At 72.4% G+C, this 17,999-nt stretch carries 10 protein-coding genes; 5 read left to right on the forward strand and 5 right to left on the reverse strand.

Translation table 11 applies throughout. From position 1 onward, the window contains the following. The first annotated feature begins 200 nt into the window (after nt 1-200). Complete coding sequence (locus Pla163_RS14790; RefSeq protein ID WP_145190088.1) at nt 201-941, forward strand: glycosyltransferase family protein; 741 nt, start codon at nt 201-203, stop codon at nt 939-941. Nucleotides 942-1,043: 102 nt separating this feature from the next. Here the strand turns inward: Pla163_RS14790 and Pla163_RS14795 are convergent, their stop codons facing one another. Then, the gene (locus tag Pla163_RS14795) at nt 1,044-3,221 is read right to left on the reverse strand and encodes an aldehyde ferredoxin oxidoreductase N-terminal domain-containing protein (RefSeq protein ID WP_419185979.1); all 2,178 of its coding nucleotides are present in this window, start codon (nt 3,219-3,221) and stop codon (nt 1,044-1,046) included. A gap of 336 nt (nt 3,222-3,557) precedes the next feature. Here Pla163_RS14795 and Pla163_RS14800 point away from each other — a divergent pair, with 336 nt between their 5' ends. After that, nucleotides 3,558-4,598, forward strand: coding sequence for a site-2 protease family protein (locus Pla163_RS14800; RefSeq protein WP_419185980.1), 1,041 nt, complete (start codon nt 3,558-3,560; stop codon nt 4,596-4,598). Nucleotides 4,599-4,703: 105 nt separating this feature from the next. Here Pla163_RS14800 and Pla163_RS14805 read toward each other — a convergent pair whose 3' ends face one another. Together Pla163_RS14805 and Pla163_RS14810 are read right to left on the reverse strand one after the other, a co-directional pair. Continuing rightward, complete coding sequence (locus tag Pla163_RS14805; RefSeq protein WP_145190097.1) at nt 4,704-5,282, reverse strand: DUF6265 family protein; 579 nt, start codon at nt 5,280-5,282, stop codon at nt 4,704-4,706. Nucleotides 5,283-5,308: 26 nt separating this feature from the next. Further along, entirely contained in the window at nt 5,309-6,586 is a 1,278-nt protein-coding gene (locus tag Pla163_RS14810) for a patatin-like phospholipase family protein (RefSeq protein WP_145190100.1), read from the reverse strand. 350 nt (nt 6,587-6,936) lie between these two features. Here Pla163_RS14810 and Pla163_RS14815 point away from each other — a divergent pair, with 350 nt between their 5' ends. Both Pla163_RS14815 and Pla163_RS14820 read left to right on the forward strand, forming a co-directional pair. After that, nucleotides 6,937-8,241 (forward strand): thiolase family protein, encoded by a 1,305-nt coding sequence (locus Pla163_RS14815; RefSeq protein ID WP_145190102.1) that lies wholly within the window; start codon nt 6,937-6,939, stop codon nt 8,239-8,241. A gap of 11 nt (nt 8,242-8,252) precedes the next feature. After that, complete coding sequence (locus tag Pla163_RS14820) at nt 8,253-10,364, forward strand: 3-hydroxyacyl-CoA dehydrogenase NAD-binding domain-containing protein (protein WP_145190105.1); 2,112 nt, start codon at nt 8,253-8,255, stop codon at nt 10,362-10,364. Between the two features lie 24 nt (nt 10,365-10,388). Here the strand turns inward: Pla163_RS14820 and Pla163_RS14825 are convergent, their stop codons facing one another. Both Pla163_RS14825 and Pla163_RS14830 read right to left on the reverse strand, forming a co-directional pair. After that, nucleotides 10,389-11,819 (reverse strand): DUF1552 domain-containing protein, encoded by a 1,431-nt coding sequence (locus tag Pla163_RS14825; RefSeq protein WP_145190108.1) that lies wholly within the window; start codon nt 11,817-11,819, stop codon nt 10,389-10,391. A gap of 22 nt (nt 11,820-11,841) precedes the next feature. After that, nucleotides 11,842-15,513, reverse strand: a complete 3,672-nt coding sequence (locus Pla163_RS14830; protein ID WP_145190111.1) for a DUF1592 domain-containing protein — start codon at nt 15,511-15,513, stop codon at nt 11,842-11,844. Between the two features lie 345 nt (nt 15,514-15,858). Between Pla163_RS14830 and tkt the strand changes: the two genes are divergently transcribed. Next, complete coding sequence (gene tkt, locus Pla163_RS14835) at nt 15,859-17,904, forward strand: transketolase (protein WP_145190114.1); 2,046 nt, start codon at nt 15,859-15,861, stop codon at nt 17,902-17,904. Nucleotides 17,905-17,999 lie beyond the last annotated feature (95 nt).

A 17,999-nucleotide genomic window follows, 5' to 3' on the forward strand; every position in this document is an offset into this window, starting at 1 on the left:
GAATCGGTGGGCCGAACGCTGCAACGTGCCATGCTCGGCGCGACCGGCGTTCGCCCAAGGATGCTTCGTCGACCGCGGACCCGGTCGGACCGAACCTCAGATTTGTGGCGTCCGGCCCGGGACGCGCGAACGAGCCTGCCGCGCCCCACCGTTCGCGCTCGACGCTCACCGCCCACCCACCGCCCGCGACTCCACTGCCCGTGCTGTCTCCCTCGCACTGCTTGACGGTCCTCGTGGCCCCCGACCTCACGAACCCTGCGGCGGACGCGGACCTGGCGGCGCGTCTGCACCAGATCCTGGGGGCGTTCGACGGGATGGAGGTGTTGGTCGTGGCTCCGTGCCCGCTCCCGGCGAGCCCGACGGCGGCCCTCGCGGAGGTGGCGCGGGGCCCGCGGGTGCGATTCGCGACGCCCACCGGACCCTGGAGCGGAGCGGCGGCCCACCGAACGGGGCTGCGCATCGCGGTCGAGTCGGGCTTCCGGTCGGTGGCGACGCTCGAGGCGGACCACCCGACGCGCTTCTTGCGCGACCTCGTGGACGGCACGCTGGACCACGACCTCGTGATCGGATCGCGCTTCGTCCCGGGCGGCGCGAGCACGGTCGGCTCGCCCGTCCACCGCTGGCTCGCGCGGGCGGGGAACGCGATCGCGCGGGTCCTCCTGCGGCTGCCGACCCACGACTGGACCTCCGGCATGCGCTGCTATCGCTGTGATCTCGTCGCCGCGCTCGAACCGCTCGACGACGGCGCGACGCAGGGCGTCCAGCTGGTGGAGACCTGCTGGCGCGCGCAGCGGCTCGGCTACCGCGTGGGCGAGACACCGGTCCTGCACGGAGGTCGCCGCACGCCTGCGTTCGACGGACGGGACGCGCGCCTGACGGTCGGCCGCGTCCTGCGTGCCGCCGTGCGCCGCGTCGCGCGCCCGGCACCGATCGAACGCTGACGTCGGGCGGGCTGTGCACGCATCGCGCTGCGCGCCGTCGTTCACCGCGGCGGGGTTCGCGGACCGGAACCGAGTTCGCGCGGACCCCGGAGCCCGCACGACTCACCCGCCGGCGAGCGCACTCAACAGATCCACCGTGCGACCGGGTTCGATCGGATCGCCGGGCTCGAGCCGCCGACCGCCCGACCAGGCCGAAGGACCGCTGTCGCCGATCAACGCGGCGCGTGCGCCCGGCCGCGCACGAGCGCAGCGTTCGAGCAGTTCCGCCAGCGTGGTCGGTGCGTCGAGCTCGATCCGGAGCGCGCCACCGAACGCCTGGGCCAGCGGCCCGTAGGCGCGCACGACAACGCTGTTCGGCGAAACGTTCGTCTCGGTCGACCGGTGTCGTCGCTCCGTCGCGGCGCGACGCGGAGCCGGTGGCGCGGTGCCCGACACGAGCGCACCCGCATCGACGGGCACACCGAGTGCGCGCGTCCCGATCCGATCGAGCGTCGCCGGAAGAGGAAAGCCGCGCACGTCCACGCCGCGGGCGGCTCGGTACTCGTCGACGATGGAGTCCGCGAGCGCCGCGCGCGCCCAGGCGGGGATCGTGATCGGACGATCGAGCAGCGCCGACACCTGAGCGCGCGCGAGCACCACGCTCGCTCCCGCGGCGAGGAGATCGATCCCGTCGCGGCCGGGTTCGAGCCGCGCCGCGAGTTCGTCGAGGTCGCAGAGACCGTCGGCGAGCAGACCCGTGGCCGAGAAGACGCAGAAGCCGCACGCGTCGAGGCCCGCGACCAGGTTCTCGTGCCACCAGGCCAGCAGTCCCTTCGCCGCCGTCCGATCGGGCCGTTCCGCGTCCGCGGGCAACACGCCGAGCGACGGTTCGAGCAGGCGTTCGAGTCGCGCGCGTGCGATGTCGGTCCCGAACGGGTACGAGCGCATCGGATCGGTTCCGGCACCCGCGCCGACGGCGAGAGCGAGAGCCGCCAGATCGTGGCGCGGTGCACCTGGATCGGTCGTGCGCGCGTCGTTCGGCGCCTCCGACGCGAGCGCTTCGGCCCCGTCGCGCGCACGGGCGAGTGCGGGATCGCCGACGATGCGATCGATGGCGCGTTGGAGCGCGCGCCGATCGCCGCGCAGCGCGGGTCCGCTCTCGCTGCCCGCGTCGGCCCGGTCGCACAGGAGCGCGAGCACGCCGCCCGTCTCCTTCGCGTCGAGACCCACTGCGTCGCAGCGCGCGAGCAGCGCGAGCACGTCGTCCGGGTCGCGCAGTCCGAGCGGTTCACCGAGACTGCGCGCCGCTCCGAAGTGACCGCGCACACCCGCGCCGCCGCCGACGATCGCGTCGAACACGAAACCGCACGGCGTCGGACATCCGCGGCATCCGACGCGTCCCCCGCGACGGGCCTTCCACGCGTCGCCGTACGCCGCGGCGCGTGCGACGGCGTCCTCACCGCGACCGTCCTCGCCGGGTTCGCGTTCCGTTCCGTCACCCCCGAACCCACCGCGCACCGCCGCGCCGAGGGCCTGTTCGAATCCACCACCGCTCGCGCGGTGCACCAGTCGTGGTGAGCGCGCCAGCAAGCGCTCGAGCTCGACGTCCCGTTCGCCCGCGGGGGCCTCCGCCGTGACGTGCACGCCGACCAGTCCGCTCGCTCCGAGGGTGGCGCCGAGTCCGCCGCGCCCGACGAAGCTCGGTGGGTCGCCGGACGCCAAGGTCGCGAACGCGATGCCCCGATCGCCGGCCGGGCCGCACACGAGCGTCGCACCGGGGCCGAGCTCGCGACGAATGCGCTCGAGTCGCTCGTTCACCGAACCGCGCACGAGCGCCGTGCCGAGACGTCGCACTTCCACCTGACCGCGACCGTCGACCACCAGCACCGCTCCCGGACACGTCGCGCGATCGAGCTCGCCGACGATCACCAGCCCGTCGAGCACCGCAGCCAGCCGCGGCCCCAACTCGCCCCCCACCTGTCCCTCGCCGTAGCGACCGGTGAGCGGTGCGAAGCCACCGACGACCGCGCGCGCCGCCGTCGGCACGCCCCGCCGCACCGCCGCACCGACGCAGATCGCCAGTGGCCGCGCGGCGCGATCGCGCTCGAGTTCGGCGCCGACCAGGGCGACGGCGAGTCCACTGCCGCCGAGCGGCGCCACCCGCGACCACGGGGCGCGCTCGAGCGGGACGCGGGTGAGAGAACGGATCGGATCGCCGGCCGCCGATCCCAGCTCGACGCGCAGGACGCGCTGGGTGATCGCGGCGCTCGCGGCGCCCGGCTCTGGGTGGCGGTCGACCATCGGAGCAGGAGAGCCTACGTCCCACGGGCGCCGGCCACCCGCGGGGACCGCGCCCCGTCGGCCGCGCCCCGTCCGCCCTGCCGCGTCCGGAGCTCGCGGCGAGGTCGCGCCGGCGGTGCGAACGCAATCCGCGCCGACGGATGCCCAACGACCGGCTTCGATCGATCCGCTCGTCGCGCCAGCCCCCTCACCGTGCCCCATCACCGTGCCCCCTCACCGTGGCGTGGCGCCGCCCGCTCGCCTTCGGTCCCTTCTCGGTGGTCGCGCACTGGACCCCACCGGCCCATGTCCGACAATGCCCGCCGTGCGCGGACCGAGCCGTCCGCTCGCACCCCCATGAATCCGGAACCCGGCACGTACACCCTCGGACACCTGTTCGGGATCCCCATCCGCGCGAGTGGGTCGTTCCTGTACGTGGCTTCACTGCTCGCCCTCTTTGCCATCGTGGGGTCGGCGGGCCAGGGATTCGAGCAGGCCGCACTTCTGGCGCTGCTGCTGGTCTCGCTCGTCCTGCACGAACTGGGTCACGCCCTCGTCGCCCGACGCTTCGGCGTGCGCGTGCTCGACATCAAGCTCTGGCACCTGGGCGGCATGGCGCGCATGAGCGAGATCCCCGAGACACCGCGCGTGGAGGCGACGATCGCAGCGGCGGGCCCGGCCGTGAACATCGGCCTGGCCCTCGCCGCGACGCCGCTCCTGTTGACCGGCCCTGCACTGGGTGCGACGGGACTCGGGATCGTCACGAGCTTCATCGGGATGAACCTCCTGCTCGGCGTCCTGAACCTCCTGCCCGCCTTCCCGATGGACGGTGGGCGCGTGCTGCGAGCGCTGTTGGCGTCGCGTCGTTCGTACCTCGAGGCGACGGAGATCGCGACGCGCGTCGGGCGCTGGCTCGCGCTCGCCATGGTGATCGTGCTGACCGTCCGCTTCGGCTTCCTGGGCTTCGTGCTGTCGATCCTCGTCGCCGGATTCGTGTGGGTCGTCGGAACGAAGGAACTCCTGTCCGTGCGCGTGCGCCACACCGGCAGCCCGTTCGGCGCCCAGGGCTTCGCGCGGGCCTTCGGCGGCGGGAACCCGTTCCAGGCCGCTGGTTCGTCGGGTGGGCCGTTCGGCGGATTCGGTCCCATCGGCGGCGGCGACGGAGCGGCGGCCGGCCCACGCGAAGCCGCCGCCACGGGCACCGCCGCCCACCCCGGTGCGAACGACGACCTGGATGCCGCCGCCCACGCCCGGCACCCGCGCGGCGCCCGCCGCCCCGCGGTCGACGCGGACGCCGGACGCGAGCCGGGCGAGTCGAGCCCCTCGCGCGGGTTCAGCGACGAGGACGTGCGGCGCCTCGAGTCGTTCCGCGGTCCGCTCAACCGCCGGGCCGACTGAGCCCCGGCGCGGTGCCGATCCAGCGCACGGTCGTTCAGCTCGCGGTCACCCAGCGCAACGTCACTCGGCGCACCGTCACCCAGCCCACCGAAACCCCGCGCGGGCTCAGCGTGTCTCGGTCCCGTCCAGGTCCATCGCGCTGAAGCGGAAGGCCTGCTTCTCGGTCCGACCGTCGGCCTCGCGGCTGACGATCCAGGCTTCGAGGCGATCGGCGCCGGTGCGGCGGTAGGCGATCGTGTGCGGCCGTTCGTGGGCGGGGTTCTCGAAGCGCACCCAGCCGTCGCCCCAGGCGGTCAGCGGGAACGGGTCCGAGCGGTACTCGCGCTCGAGTTCGTCGAACAGCACCGGTGTGAGCACCCACCCCTCCAAGGTCAGCTCCAGTTCCATGCGCTCGGTGCGGTGCGAGAGACCGCGCGTCGCCTGCCAGGCCGAGCCTTCGAAACCGCGCTCGGTCCGCCGCCAGACCTCCCAGTAGCGCACGGCCCCTTCGCGCTCCTGCTCCCAGGCGCCCTCGAGGAACGCGAGTTCGGGGGCGGTGGGCTGTCCGGTGCGCGCCGGTGCGCTGCGCGGTCCGCCCGTCGCGCCGCTCGCGTCGCTCGACGCTGCCAGACCTCGGGGCGGTGTCGCGCACCCGGCGAGCAACCCGGCGGCGACGAGGAGTGCGAGACGTGCGGCGGTCCACATGGGCCGCATGCTACCCGAGCGCAGCCTCAGAGGTTCCCGAGTCGGACAGCACCGGTCGGACAGTTCCGCGCGCAGGCGTGGTCGCGCGTGCACTCGTAGTTCGAGAGCTTGCGCACGGTCGCGACCGAGTCGGACAGGTGGCCGGCGCTGGCCCAGAAGGCGTCGGTCTCGCACACCATCTCGCACAGGCCACAGCCCACGCAGGCGTCGCGATCGATGCGCACGCTGACGTAGTCGCGCGGGTGCACGGGGCAGGACAGTCCGGCGATCGGTTCACCGGTCGCGGGGTCGTGGGTGCGCACCAGTTCGCGCGTCGCCGCGTGGGACGTCAGGACCTCGCGCGTCGCCCGCTCGCCGAGTTCGACGATCTGAGGCACGTCCGAGAAGTCGAAACGCGACAAGTGGCCGACCTTCGGTTGGACGAGCGCGGTGTTGTAGTCCACCTGCATGTGCAGCGCGTTCTCGAGCACCGCGTCCTCGACGATCTCGAACGAGCGCATCATCGTCGACACCCAACGGCTCTTGTAGTTGGGCATCTTCATCGTGGCCTTGACCGTCAGGTCGACCGCGATGATGACGTCGGGGCGCAGCGTCTTGGCGAAGCGCAGCGGCAGCGAATCGACGAGTCCACCGTCCATGTAGTGGTAGGTTCCGTCGTCGTAGGGCTCGAAGATCGCGGGCAGCGCGCAGGACGAATAGACCGCATCGACGACGTCGATCTTCTGGAACCCCGGGCTGCCCCAGAACACGCTGCCGCCCGTCTCGAGGCGCACGGCGTTGCAGAAGAACGGAACTTCGAAATCGCCGAACTCGCAGGCCGGGAGGATCTCGCGCAGACGTTCGCGGAACGTGCGACCGCTGTACATGCTGGGCGCGCGCGTGCCCTTCAGCAGGAACTTCGAGAAGTTCAGCTTGAAGTAGTGCTGCTTCTCGATGCCGGTGATGATGTCCTCCATCCGCTCGATGGAGTAGCCGCCGGCCGCCATGGCACCGATCAGCGAGCCGATCGACGTCCCCACCACCGCGTCGTAGTGGATTCCGAGGTCGCGCAGCGCCTTGAGCACGCCGATGTGCGCCATGCCGCGCATGCCGCCGCCTCCGAGCACGAGCACGATGCGCGGCCGTTCGCCCTGGGAGTCCGCATCGCCGCGCCGCCCCTGCGCAGCGGGCACGCTCGAGTGGGGCACGCTCGGGTAGGGCACGGTGGCGCCGGGGCCGGCGGGACGGGCGGGAGCCCGGTCGTCGTCCACGGTGGGGCCGGCGAGGATCTCCTCGCCGGCGTCGCTGCTGTCGTTCGCGTTCATCTGAAGGGTGGCCGTCTTCGAGGCTGCTCCGGTGGGAGCTCACCGCCGCGCGGGGGGCACCCGTCCTTGATCGGGTGCGGGCCCCAGGGACCGAAGAACCGCCCCACGTCGCCCGCCGGTCGTTTCCACCGTGCGGGCCTGCGCGAGCTCCCCCGCCCGCGGATCGGTCGCGTGTGAGCGTCGCACGGCGGCCGCCCCCGGCCTCCGCTGGAACCGATTCTGGGTCCGTTCCGATCCGAGAGAGCGGGACGACGCCTTCCCGCGCCGACGAAGGGGCACCGGGTGCGACCCGGCCTAGGCTGCCTCCCGACGGCTCTCTCCCCTCGAATCTCTCCAACCTCGGACCTTCGGTGACCGACGACAGCACGACCGACGTCGTTCTCGCGGCCGGCCTGCGCCTGCCCCAGGCCAAGTCCGGCGGCGCCTTCGCCCGCGAGGACGTCGGGCACCTGGGCTCGGCCCTGGTGCGCGAACTCCTGGCCCGCACCGCCGTGGACCCGGCCGCGATCGACGAGTTGATCGCCGGGTGCGCCGGACCGCCCAGCGACCAGGCCAACGTGGCCCGCGTGATCGGACTGCGCGCCGGACTGCCGCGCGCGACGCCCGCCTACACGGTCGGGCGCAACTGCGCGAGCGGCATGCAGGCGGTCACGAGCGCCTGGCAGCAGATCGCGAGCGGCCGCGCCGAGTGCGTGCTGGCCCTGGGCGTCGAGGTGATGAGCGCCTACCCGCTGATCTACAACGACAAGGCGACGCGCTTCTTCGCGCGCCTCGCCCGCGCGCGCAGCCTCGGACAGAAGCTGGGTGCGATGGCCTCGTTCCGCCCGTCCATGCTGAGCCCGCGCATCGCGATCACGGAGGGACTCACCGATCCGGTCAGCGGCATGATCATGGGCTCGACCGCCGAACTGCTGGCGCGCGACTTCGGCATCACGCGCGAGGAGTGCGACGCCTACGCGCTGAAGAGCCACCTGCGTGCCGCCCAGGCCCGCGACGCCGGGCGCTACGACGACGAGATCACACCGCACCTGCCCCTGGGTAGCGACGGACCGTCGCTCGCGAGCGACGACGGCATCCGCGCCGACCAGAGCCTCCAGGCGCTCGCCAAGCTGCGGCCGTACTTCGAGAAGCCCGACGGCGTGGTCACGGTCGGCAACGCCTGTCCGATCACCGACGGCGCCACGGCGCTGCTCGTCACGACGGCGAGCAAGGCGCGCGAACTGGGCCTCGAGCCGCTGGCGCGCATCCGCGACTTCGCCTGGTCGGGCTGCGACCCGGCGCGCATGGGCATCGGTCCGGTGCACGCGACCGCCAAGGTCCTGGCGCGGGCGGGCATGGAACTGTCCGACGTGGACACGATCGAACTGAACGAGGCCTTCGCCGCCCAGGTCATCGCCTGCGAGCGCGCGTTCGCCAGCGACGAGTACGCGCGCCAGCACTTCGGTCGCGACCGCGCGCTGGGCGAGATCGACCCGGCGAAGCTCAACCCGAACGGCGGCGCCATCGCGATCGGCCACCCGGTCGGCGCGACCGGCGCGCGCTTGCTGCTCACCAGCGCGCACGAGTTGGTGAAACGCGGCGGCGGCGTCGCACTCGCGACCCTGTGCATCGGCGGCGGTCAGGGTGGCGCGGTCCTCCTGGAGCGCGGCGCGTGAACTCGAGGACGATGGAAGCTGGAAGCACCCCGCGCAGCGGCGTACGCCTCGACGTCCTCGAGCACGGTCAGATCGCGGTCCTGACCCTCGATCCGGTCGATCGCGACAACGTGGTCTTCGACGGTCCGCTGCTGCGTGACCTCGATGAACGCCTGGCCGAGGTCGAGGAACTGCCGCGTCTCGAGGGCCTGATCCTGACCGGTCGTTCGCCGCTCGAGTTCTGCTTCGGCGCCGACGTGGAAGCACTGGCGAGCGTCGACGACCCGTCCGAGGCCGAACTCGTCGTGCGCATGGGCCAAGAGGTCTTCGAACGCCTGCACCGACTCGGTCGCAGCGGCGGCGGCCCGGTGCGCACCGTAGCCGCGGTGGGCGGAGCGGTGCCGGGCGGTGCGTTCGAAGTCTCGCTCGCCTGCGACGCGATCGTGCTCGCGCGCGATCCGGCGACGCGCATCGGCCTGCCCGAGGTGAAGCTCGGGATCGTGCCCGGCTGGGGCGGCTCGCAACGTCTGCCGCGCCGCGCCGGCATCGTCACCGCGCTCGAAGCGATCACGTCGGGACGGCTGTACCGCGACCGTGCAGCGCTGAAGCTCGGCCTCGTCGATCGGCTGGCGTGGCCCGGCGACCTCGTGCGCATCGCGACGCAGATCGCGCTGGGCCAGGAGAGGCTGCGCGGACGCCGTCCGGCCTGGAAGCGCTGGCTCGTCGATCGCAATCCGATCGTCGCGGGCATCGTGCGCACGCGCGCCACCGACACCATCGAACAGAAGACGGGCGGCCACTATCCGGCGCCGCTCGCCGCCGTGGACCTGGTCCTCGACGCGCCGAACACCGAGCTGGCCGCCGGGCTCGAGAAGGAACTGAAGGCCGCCGTCCACCTGCTCGGCAGTCCGGTCAGCCGCGCGCTGGTCGGCATCTTCCGCGCCGGTGAACAGGCCAAACGCCTGGGGCGCCGCGACGACGGCTCGAAGGTCCCCTCGCCCGCGCGCGTGGGCGTCGTCGGCGCGGGTGTCATGGGCGCTGGCATCGCGTCGCAAGCGGCGCGCAAGGGACTCGAGACGCGCGTGGTCGACATGCAGCGTCCGGCCCTCGACCGCGCCGCCGCCGCGCACCGCGCGCTGGTCGCGAAGTCGCGCATCCCGAGCGCGGAGCAGCGCGCCGCGATCGACCGTCTCGAGACCGGCGTCGGCACGGTCGGCCTCGGTCGCTGCGACGCGGTGATCGAAGCGGTGCCCGAGAACCTCGACCTCAAGCGCAAGGTGCTCGCCGACCTCGAAGCGCGCGTCGCCGCCGAGTGCCTGTTGTGCACGAACACCTCGACGCTCCCGGTCGAACGGATGGCGGCGGGCCTCGCGCACCCCGAGCGCCTGGTCGGCCTGCACTTCTTCAACCCCGTCGACCGCATGCCGCTGGTGGAGATCATCCCCGCCGCGAGCACGAGCGACGAGACCGTGGCGCGCGCCTGTGCATTGGCGCTGAAGCTCGGCAAGACCCCGGTGATCGTGGCCGATCGCCCGGGCTTCCTCGTCAACCGGCTGCTGGCGCCCTACCTGGACGAAGCGCTGCAGCTCGTGGACGAGGGCATCTCGCCGCGCGCGCTCGATCGCGTCGCGAAGGAGTTCGGACTGCCGATGGGCCCGCTCGAACTGCTGGACACGGTCGGTCTCGACGTGGCGGCGCACTCGGCCGCGAGCCTGTTCGAGGCCTTCGGCCCGCGTGTGGCCCGTCCGGGTCGACTCGACGCGTTGGTCGGGGCGGGCGAGCTGGGCGGCAAGAGCGGCCGCGGCATCTACATCGCGGACGGCAAGCACCGGCGCGTGAACCCGCGCCTGGGCGAACGCGCCGCGGCGGCCGGCACCGAATTGAACGCGGACAAGCAGCTGGTGCTCGATCGCCTACTGCTGCCGATGGTCACCGAGGCCCAGCGCTGTCTCGAAGAGGGCGTCGTGCGCAGCGGCACCGAACTCGATCTCGCCACGGTCTACGGCACCGGCTTCCCGCCCTTCCGCGGCGGCCTGTGGACCTGGATGCGGAGCCTGAAGGACCTCGACGCGCGACTCGAGCGCTGCCGCGCGGAGGCCGGTAGCGAGCGCGGCGAGCGCTTCACGCGCGGCGACGGCGCCTGAGCGCGGCCGCGCTGGAAGGGTGCGTCAGACGCGCACGCCTTCCAACTCGCCGGTGCTGTCCGCGAACGACTCGGCCTCGACGCCCAGCGCGCGCAGCAGGCTGAGGTACAGGTTCGAACAGGGCAGGTCGTCCTCGGCCAGGTGGCGCTTCGCGTCCGCGACCTGGGCGCCGGTGATCGCGTCGTTCTGGGCCTGGAGCACCGCCGTGGCGCTGTGGTGCGTGTAGCGACCGAGTTGGATTCCCAGGTCGCGCCCGCCGGCGAGCAGCATCGGGTAGTTGCGCGCGTTGTGCGTGGTCGAGCAGGCGCTGCCGTACAGGATCGCCGTGGAGTCGAGCAGGCTTCCGTGCTCGTCGCTCGCCGCCTTCATCCGCCCCAGGAAGTAGGCGAACTGCTCGGCGTACCACCGGTCGTACGGCCCCCACTGGTCCCAGTGGCCGGCGTGCGTGTCGTGGCTGATCGTGTGGTGTCCGCGGTCGGCGCCGATCGCCAGGCGCGGCCAGTTCTCGCCGATGCCGAGGCCGTCCTCGCGCGCCAGCATGTACGTCATCACGCGCGTGACGTCGGTCTGGAAACCCAGCACCATCAGGTCGTACATCGTGCGCACGTACGCACCGGGGTCGATGCGCGGATCGGCGTCGAACTGAAGGTGCTCGGCGCTGAAGGGCGGCAGCGGCGTGTCCAGCCAGGCCTCGTTGCGGCGCACCTGTTCCTCGACATCGTTCAGCGAGGTCAGGTACTCGTCCATCTTCTGCTGGTCCCGCGCGCCGAGGCGGCGCGTCAGGTCGCGGCTCTCCTCGAGCACCAGGTCCACGATCTTCTGGCCGCGCTGGATCGCGCGCCGGCGCTCGTCGGTCGTGCCGCCGCCGTCGGGGGCGAAGTAGCGCTCGAAGATGCGCCGTTGGTCGTGCTGCGCGGGGATCGGCCGCCCCTCGCCGTCGAACGACAGGGTGGAGATGCGCGACTTGTAGCCGACGCCGCCGTCGCTCGAGAGCACGAACGACGGGTAGCGCGTGTGCGCCTTGAACTGGCGCGCGATCACCTGGTCGAGCGAGATCGAGTTCGTGTACGTCCCGCCGCGCAGGTCGCCCGCGGTCAGCCACGAGTCACCCGCCAGGTGGCCGAGCAGTTCGCGACTCTTCGGGTGACTGAGGCCGCCGTGGATCGCGAGATCCCGTTGGAACGGCGCGAGCGGTTCGAGGACCTTCGTGAAGCGGAAGTCCGCTCCTTGCCCTTCGGGGAACCAACGCCAGTGCTTGTACTGCGCGTCGTTCACGTCGGGCAAGCTGCACCCGTTCGGGAAGTACACGAAGCAGGCGCGCTTCGGCGGCGCCGCGGCCTTCCGTCCGCCGCCCATCGCCTCGAGGTACGGCAAGAGACAGGCCACGCCGACGCCGCGCAGGAAACTGCGGCGGCCCAGTCGCCAGCCGCGGGTGCTCTTCTTTTCGGTGGTCATGGGTCGAGGTTCGTACGCGGCTTCAGCGGTCGCGGAACGACGGGGAGTCGACGATAGCGTGAATCACCGCGCGCAGGGTGTGGCCCTCCGCGCGGGCCGTCTCGGCGATCTCGGCCAGCTCGGCCTCGTCGGCGAAACCGGTCGTGCGACCCAAGGCGTAGGCGAAGAGGTGCTCGACGACCGAGGCTTCGAAGGCCGCGCGTCCCGGACCCAGCAGGTAGTCCTTCAGTCCGCGCGCGCCGTCGACCGCGGTGCCGTCGGGCAGGACCACGCTGGCGTCCACCGGTCGGCCCTTGCGCTCGGACTCGGGCAGTCCGACGGCGCTGTAGCCCTCGAGCGCGATGCCGTACGGATCGAGCCCGGCGTGGCAGTCGTAGCAGGACGGGTCGTCGCGGTGCTGTTCGATGCGCTCCTTCAGCGTCAGGTTCTCGGACCCCGGCTTCGTCGGATCGAGCGCGGGAACGTTCGGCGGCGGCGGCAGCGGCGGCCTACCGAGCAGCTTCTCCTTCACCCACACGGCGCGCTTGATCGGGTGCGGCTCGAGTCCGTCGCTGTGTCCGGCCAGGAACGCGCCCTGGGACATCAAGCCGCCGCGACCCAGCTCGCGCGGCACCTCGACGGGCCTGAACGCGACGCCTTCGACACCGTCGATGCCGTAGAACTCGGCCAGGTTCTGGTTGAGCATCACCCAGTCCGAGTCGACCAGTTCGAAGAGGTCGCGATCCTCGGCGAGGACGCGCTCGACGAAGCGATAGGTCTCCTCCGCCATGTCGCGCTTGACGAAGCGCGTGAAGGCGGGGAAGCGCATCGGGTCGATCGAGATGCGCTCGAAGCGGTCGAGGCGCAGCCACTCGCGCACGAAACTGCGCAGGAACGCGCGACTGCGCGGGTCGTCGAGCAGCCGGTCGGTCTGGGACGTGATGTTCGCGCGCAGTCCGCCGTCGCGCGCGAGCGCCAACAACGCGGCGTCCGGCGGCGCGTTCCACAGGAAGTACGACAGACGGTTCGCCAACGCCTCCTCGTCGATGCGCCCGTCCGCGTCGTCGCGATCGTCGGGCTCGGGCATCAACAGGAAGTGCGGCGAGCAGAGCACCGCGACGAGCACCTCGCGCACGCTCTCCTCGAAGGTGTCCGAGTCGGCGCGAGCGGCGCTCCAGAACACGTGGTAGCGCTCGATCTCGGCCGGCTCGACCGTGCGGCGGAACGCGCGCGGCAGGAAGCGCTCGAGGATCGCGCGGGCGTAGGCGGTCTCGTCCGCCACGACCGTCCCGTCCGCGCTGGAGCCCTTGTGGAAGATCGCCGCGTGCGACGCCGGCGGCCACTGGGTGATGTACGGCGCTTCGAACTCGAGGCTGGAAACCAGCAGCGGCGGACCGCTCTCGCGCCGCGACTTGACGAGATGGTCGTTCCACACGCCCAACACGCAGATGCCCGACAGGATCTCCGTGTCGCCCGACTCGGGCTCGGGGATCGGCAGGTTCTCGAGGCGGCCGTGGAACTCGAAGGTGCGCGTCGTGCCGAACGGAACGTCCACCTCGCGCGGCGTGTCGAACTCGGCGTAGTCCATGCCGTCGTCCGTGCGCGTGCCGATGAAGGCTCGCAGCGCCGGCACTTCGGGCACGACGGGGCGTTCTTCCTGGGCCTCGAGGCGTTCGACGAGCGGATGGTCCGCCGAGAGCGGCGTCAGCACCAGGTGCCCGAAGCCGGTGAAGAACGGTCCGCCCACCGAGATCGTGCGCGAGCCACCGGCCAGGTACCCCGCACCGAGCGGCGTCGCCACGTAGTCACCGGGTGCGGCGTCGGCGGCCAGTTCGGGTCGCAGGTCGAGCTTCAACTCGCCGATCTCGAGCCGCACCGAGCGCATGGCGTCGGCGCCGAACGCGCGGTGCACCACGTCGAACTGCCAGTAGCCCGCCGGCACGTCGACGGTGAACGCCGCGCGGCTGGGCGCCGGAACGTTCATCGGGACGAGCCCGCCCTCCTCGAAGCGCAGGTTCTCGATCGTCGTCGCGCGGTTCGCCGGCAGCACGCGCGCGCCCGGCTCCGTCGCGAGTTCGTAGGGCGTCGGCGCGCCGGCGACCCCGCTGTGGACGATGCGGTGGAAGCTCCCGAAGCCGCCGCCGTAGTTGACGACCTTGATCAACAGGTCGTTGCGACCGGCGACCAGGTCGAGGGACAGGAACTCCTGGTCCGGCCCGACGCCGCGGCGCACGTCCGAGGCGAGGATCTCTTCACCGTTGAGCCAGACCCACACGGCGTCGTCGCTGCCGATCGCGATGTCTGTGGTGCGCGGACCGGGCGCGTCGATGTGGCGCGCGAGCAGCACGGCGCCGATCTCCTGCGCGTACATCTGGACCTGGCCGTCGGTGTCGCCGGCCGCGCGCCAGCGGGTCGTACCGTCGTCGAGTGGCGCGTCGAAGTCGAGACCGGAGCGCGGCACGTACACGCTGTCGCGCGCCTCCTCGCCGGTCCCCGTCACGATCGGCCCCGCCACGTACCAGGGTCCGAACGCGGCCGGCTGCATGGCGAGCAGTTCCTCGGCCGTCGGCTCCGCGCCACCTTCGCGCGGCGTGACCCGGGTCCGCGGCGCGGGGTCGTCGAGCGCGACGAGCAACTCCTTGCGATCGGTGACCAGATAGCCGCGCGAGGCCTCGACCCGCAGCACGAAGTCGCCCTCCTGGGGGAACACGCGCTGCATCTCGAGCTTCATGTTCGGCGACGGGCCCTGCCAGGCGCCGGGCGCCACCTCGCGGTGCGGCAGCGCCGAGTACAGCACGATGCCTTCGTCCACCACGTGGAAGCGATCGGTCGCCGAGCCGCGGAAGCCGACGGAGACCTTGCGGCGGATCGCGTCCACCGCGGCGCCTTCGAGCGGTGCGCCGTCCGCGTCGAGAACGTCGACCGCGAAGTCCTCGGGCGAGAGCGGCACCGACTGGTAGCCACCGGTCACGGCCCCCACCACCTCGCGCCCGACGCCGCGGCCGAGCGCGACGCGGTAGTGCATCGGTTCGGGGCGCGGCCCGGTGACGATCGCGCGTTCGAGCGCACGCCGCGCGATCTGTTCGTACAGCTCGAAGTGCAGCGGCGACGCGCGCAGGGTCTCGCCGTCGTTCGAGAAGCCCATGTGCGACGTGCCGTCGGCCGGCAGCGGCGCGCCGAAGTCGATCGGCAGGCCGAGCAGCTCCTGCAGCGTGCGTGTGTACTGCTGGCGGTTGAGGCGCCGCACGACGGCCACGCGATCGGGCTCGTGGACGCGCGCGGCCTCGGTCAGTCCCGCGGTGATCCACTGCACCAAGCGGCGCCGATCCTCGGGACTCGGCTGGGGCGCGGAAGCCGGCGGCATGTCGCCCGCGTTCAGAAGGTCGCGCGCGTACTCCCACACGTAGCCGTCCACGCCGTGCACGAGGTCCGGGTCGATCTCGTCGAAGCGCAGCGCCGCCTCCTGCTCGTCGGGCCCGTGGCAACCGAAGCAGTGGGCCGCGAGGATGGGCCGGATCTCGTTCGTGAAGACGTCGTCGCTCGCGCGGATCGCGTCGGCCGGCTCGTCGTCCTCGCCGACAACCGCAGCACCACGGGCCTGCGCCGCGTCGTCCGTCGCGCGACCGTCGAACGCGTGCCCGAGTGCCGTCGCGACGAGCAGCGACACCCCACCGACGATCGTGACTCGGTCCATGGTGATGAAACGCGCTTGCATGTCTGGATCAGTCTAGCCGCAGGCGGCGACTCCCCCAGGATCCTCGCGTCCGCGGCCCGATCCCGCGAACCCGAACACCTGTGAATCGGCGGCGTGCATCGGTATCGCCCCAAACAGCGGCCGAGCCCAGCTCCGAGCGACCGCGACCGATCGAGTTCCGCGCTCGAGCGCTGCCGGCCGCTCCCGATCCAACGCGCACAGCTCCGATCCGTCCGAGCGCGCGCCCGGCACCGGAGCCAGCGCACGAGGGTGAGCGGGACACCCCCACCACGCTCGCAATCGCGCGCCCGCGACCCGATCATGGCGCCCCCGCCCACCCGCGTCCCTCCGCGTCTTCAGCCCGCCATGAGCACCCCCTTCACCGACCTCGACCGCCAGAGCATCAACGTCCTGCGGGGGCTCGCGATCGACGCCATCGAGGCCGCGAACTCGGGGCACCCGGGCCTGCCCCTGGGCGCCGCGCCGATGGCCTACGTGCTGTGGACGCGGCACCTGGTCCACAACCCGAGGAACCCCGGTTGGGCCGACCGCGACCGCTTCGTGCTCTCGCCCGGGCACGGCTCGATGCTGCTCTACGGGCTCTTGCACCTCGCTGGCTACGACCTCTCGCTGGACGAGCTGCGCGCCTTCCGCCAGAAGGACAGCCGCACCCCCGGGCACCCCGAGTTCGGCTGGACGGTGGGCGTCGAGGCGATCACGGGTCCGCTCGGTCAGGGCAGCGCGAACGCGGCCGGCATGGCGGTGGCCGAGAGCTATCTGGCCCAGCGCTACAACCGCAGCGCGAACGGCACCGCGCACACGATCGTCGACCACACCACCTACGCGCTGGTCTCGGACGGCGACCTGATGGAGGGCCTGAGCGCCGAGACCGCGTCGCTCGCCGGACACCTCGGCCTCGGCAAGCTCGTCTACCTGTGGGACGACAACCGCATCTCGCTCGACGGACCCACGTCGATGACGTTCACCGAGGACGTGCCCGCGCGCTACCGAGCCTGCGGTTGGCACGTGGAGGAGGTCGCGGACGGCGACACGGATCTCGAGGCCATCGACCGCGCGCTCGCGGCCGCGCGCGCCGAGACCGAGCGTCCGTCGCTGATCTGCGTGCGCACGACGATCGGCTACGGCTCGCCGAACAAGTCGGGCAAGGCGGCGTCGCACGGCGCTCCGCTCGGCGGTGACGAAGCCGCCGCGACCAAGCGCGCGCTCGGCCTGCCCACGGACACGACCTTCCACGTTCCCGCCGAAGTGGCGGCGCACTTCGGCGGCGGTTGCATCGAGCGCGGCGAAGCGGCGGAAGCGGAGTGGAACGCCCGTTTCGAGGCCTTCTCGGCCGAATTCCCCGACCTGGCGGCCCAGTGGCACCTGGCCGCGTCCGAACTCCTTCCGGCCGGTTGGGACGAGGACCTGCCCACGGGCGAGCCCGGCTCGAAGCGCGCGACCCGCGAGTCGGGCGGCGACGTGCTCAACGCGCTCGCGCAGCGCCTGCCCTGGCTGATGGGCGGCGACGCGGACCTCTCCTCGTCCACCAAGACGTTCATCAAGGAGGGCGGCAGCTTCAGCGCGCGTTCCGGAGCGTCGGAACCCGGCGCGCCCGGCCGCACGCTGCACTACGGTGTGCGCGAACACGCCATGGCCGCGATGGCGAACGGCATCGCGTACCACGGCGGCCTGCGCACGTTCACGGCCACGTTCTTCTGCTTCGCCGACTACATGCGCCCGGCCATGCGTCTGGCGGCCATGGGCGAGCTGCCGGTGACCTACGTCTTCACCCACGACTCGATCGCGCTCGGCGAGGACGGCCCGACCCACCAACCGGTCGAGCACCTGGCCTCCCTGCGCGCCATGCCGAACCTGGTCGTGCTGCGTCCGGCCGACAGCGTCGAGACCGCCGCCGCCTGGCGCGCCGCCCTCGCGCGCACCGACGGACCGACCGTGCTCGTGCTGTCGCGCCAGGGCCTGCCGCGGCTCGAGCGCGAGCTGGGGCCGGAGTGCACGCACCTGGGCGCCTACGTGCTGGCCGAGACCGACGGCGAGGCGGACGTGACCCTGATCGCGACCGGCTCGGAGGTCGAACTGGCCCTGGCGGCGCGGGCCGAACTGGCGCAGCGCGGCCTCGCCGCCCGGGTGGTGTCGATGCCGTCCTGGGAGCTGTTCGAGGCCACCGACGCCCAGTACCGCCGCTCGGTCCTGGGCCCCGACGACCGCCCGCGCGTCTCGATCGAGGCCGCCAGCACCTTCGGCTGGGAGCGCTGGCTCGGCGCGCGCGGGCTGGCCCTGGGACTGGACCGCTTCGGGGGCTCCGCGCCCGCCTCGGTCCTGCTCGAAGAGTATGGTTTCACGGCCACTTCGGTCGCCGACCGGGTCGAGCAGCACACGCGGGCCCAGGCCTGAGCGGCTCCGGCACGGCCGACCCCCTCGCGAGGGGTCCGATCGCCGCCGACCGCGACCGAACGTCTCGCGCCCGAATTCCACGGGGCGTCCTCGCC

This window comes from Rohdeia mirabilis (assembly GCA_007750655.1).
Classification (GTDB): domain Bacteria; phylum Planctomycetota; class UBA1135; order UBA1135.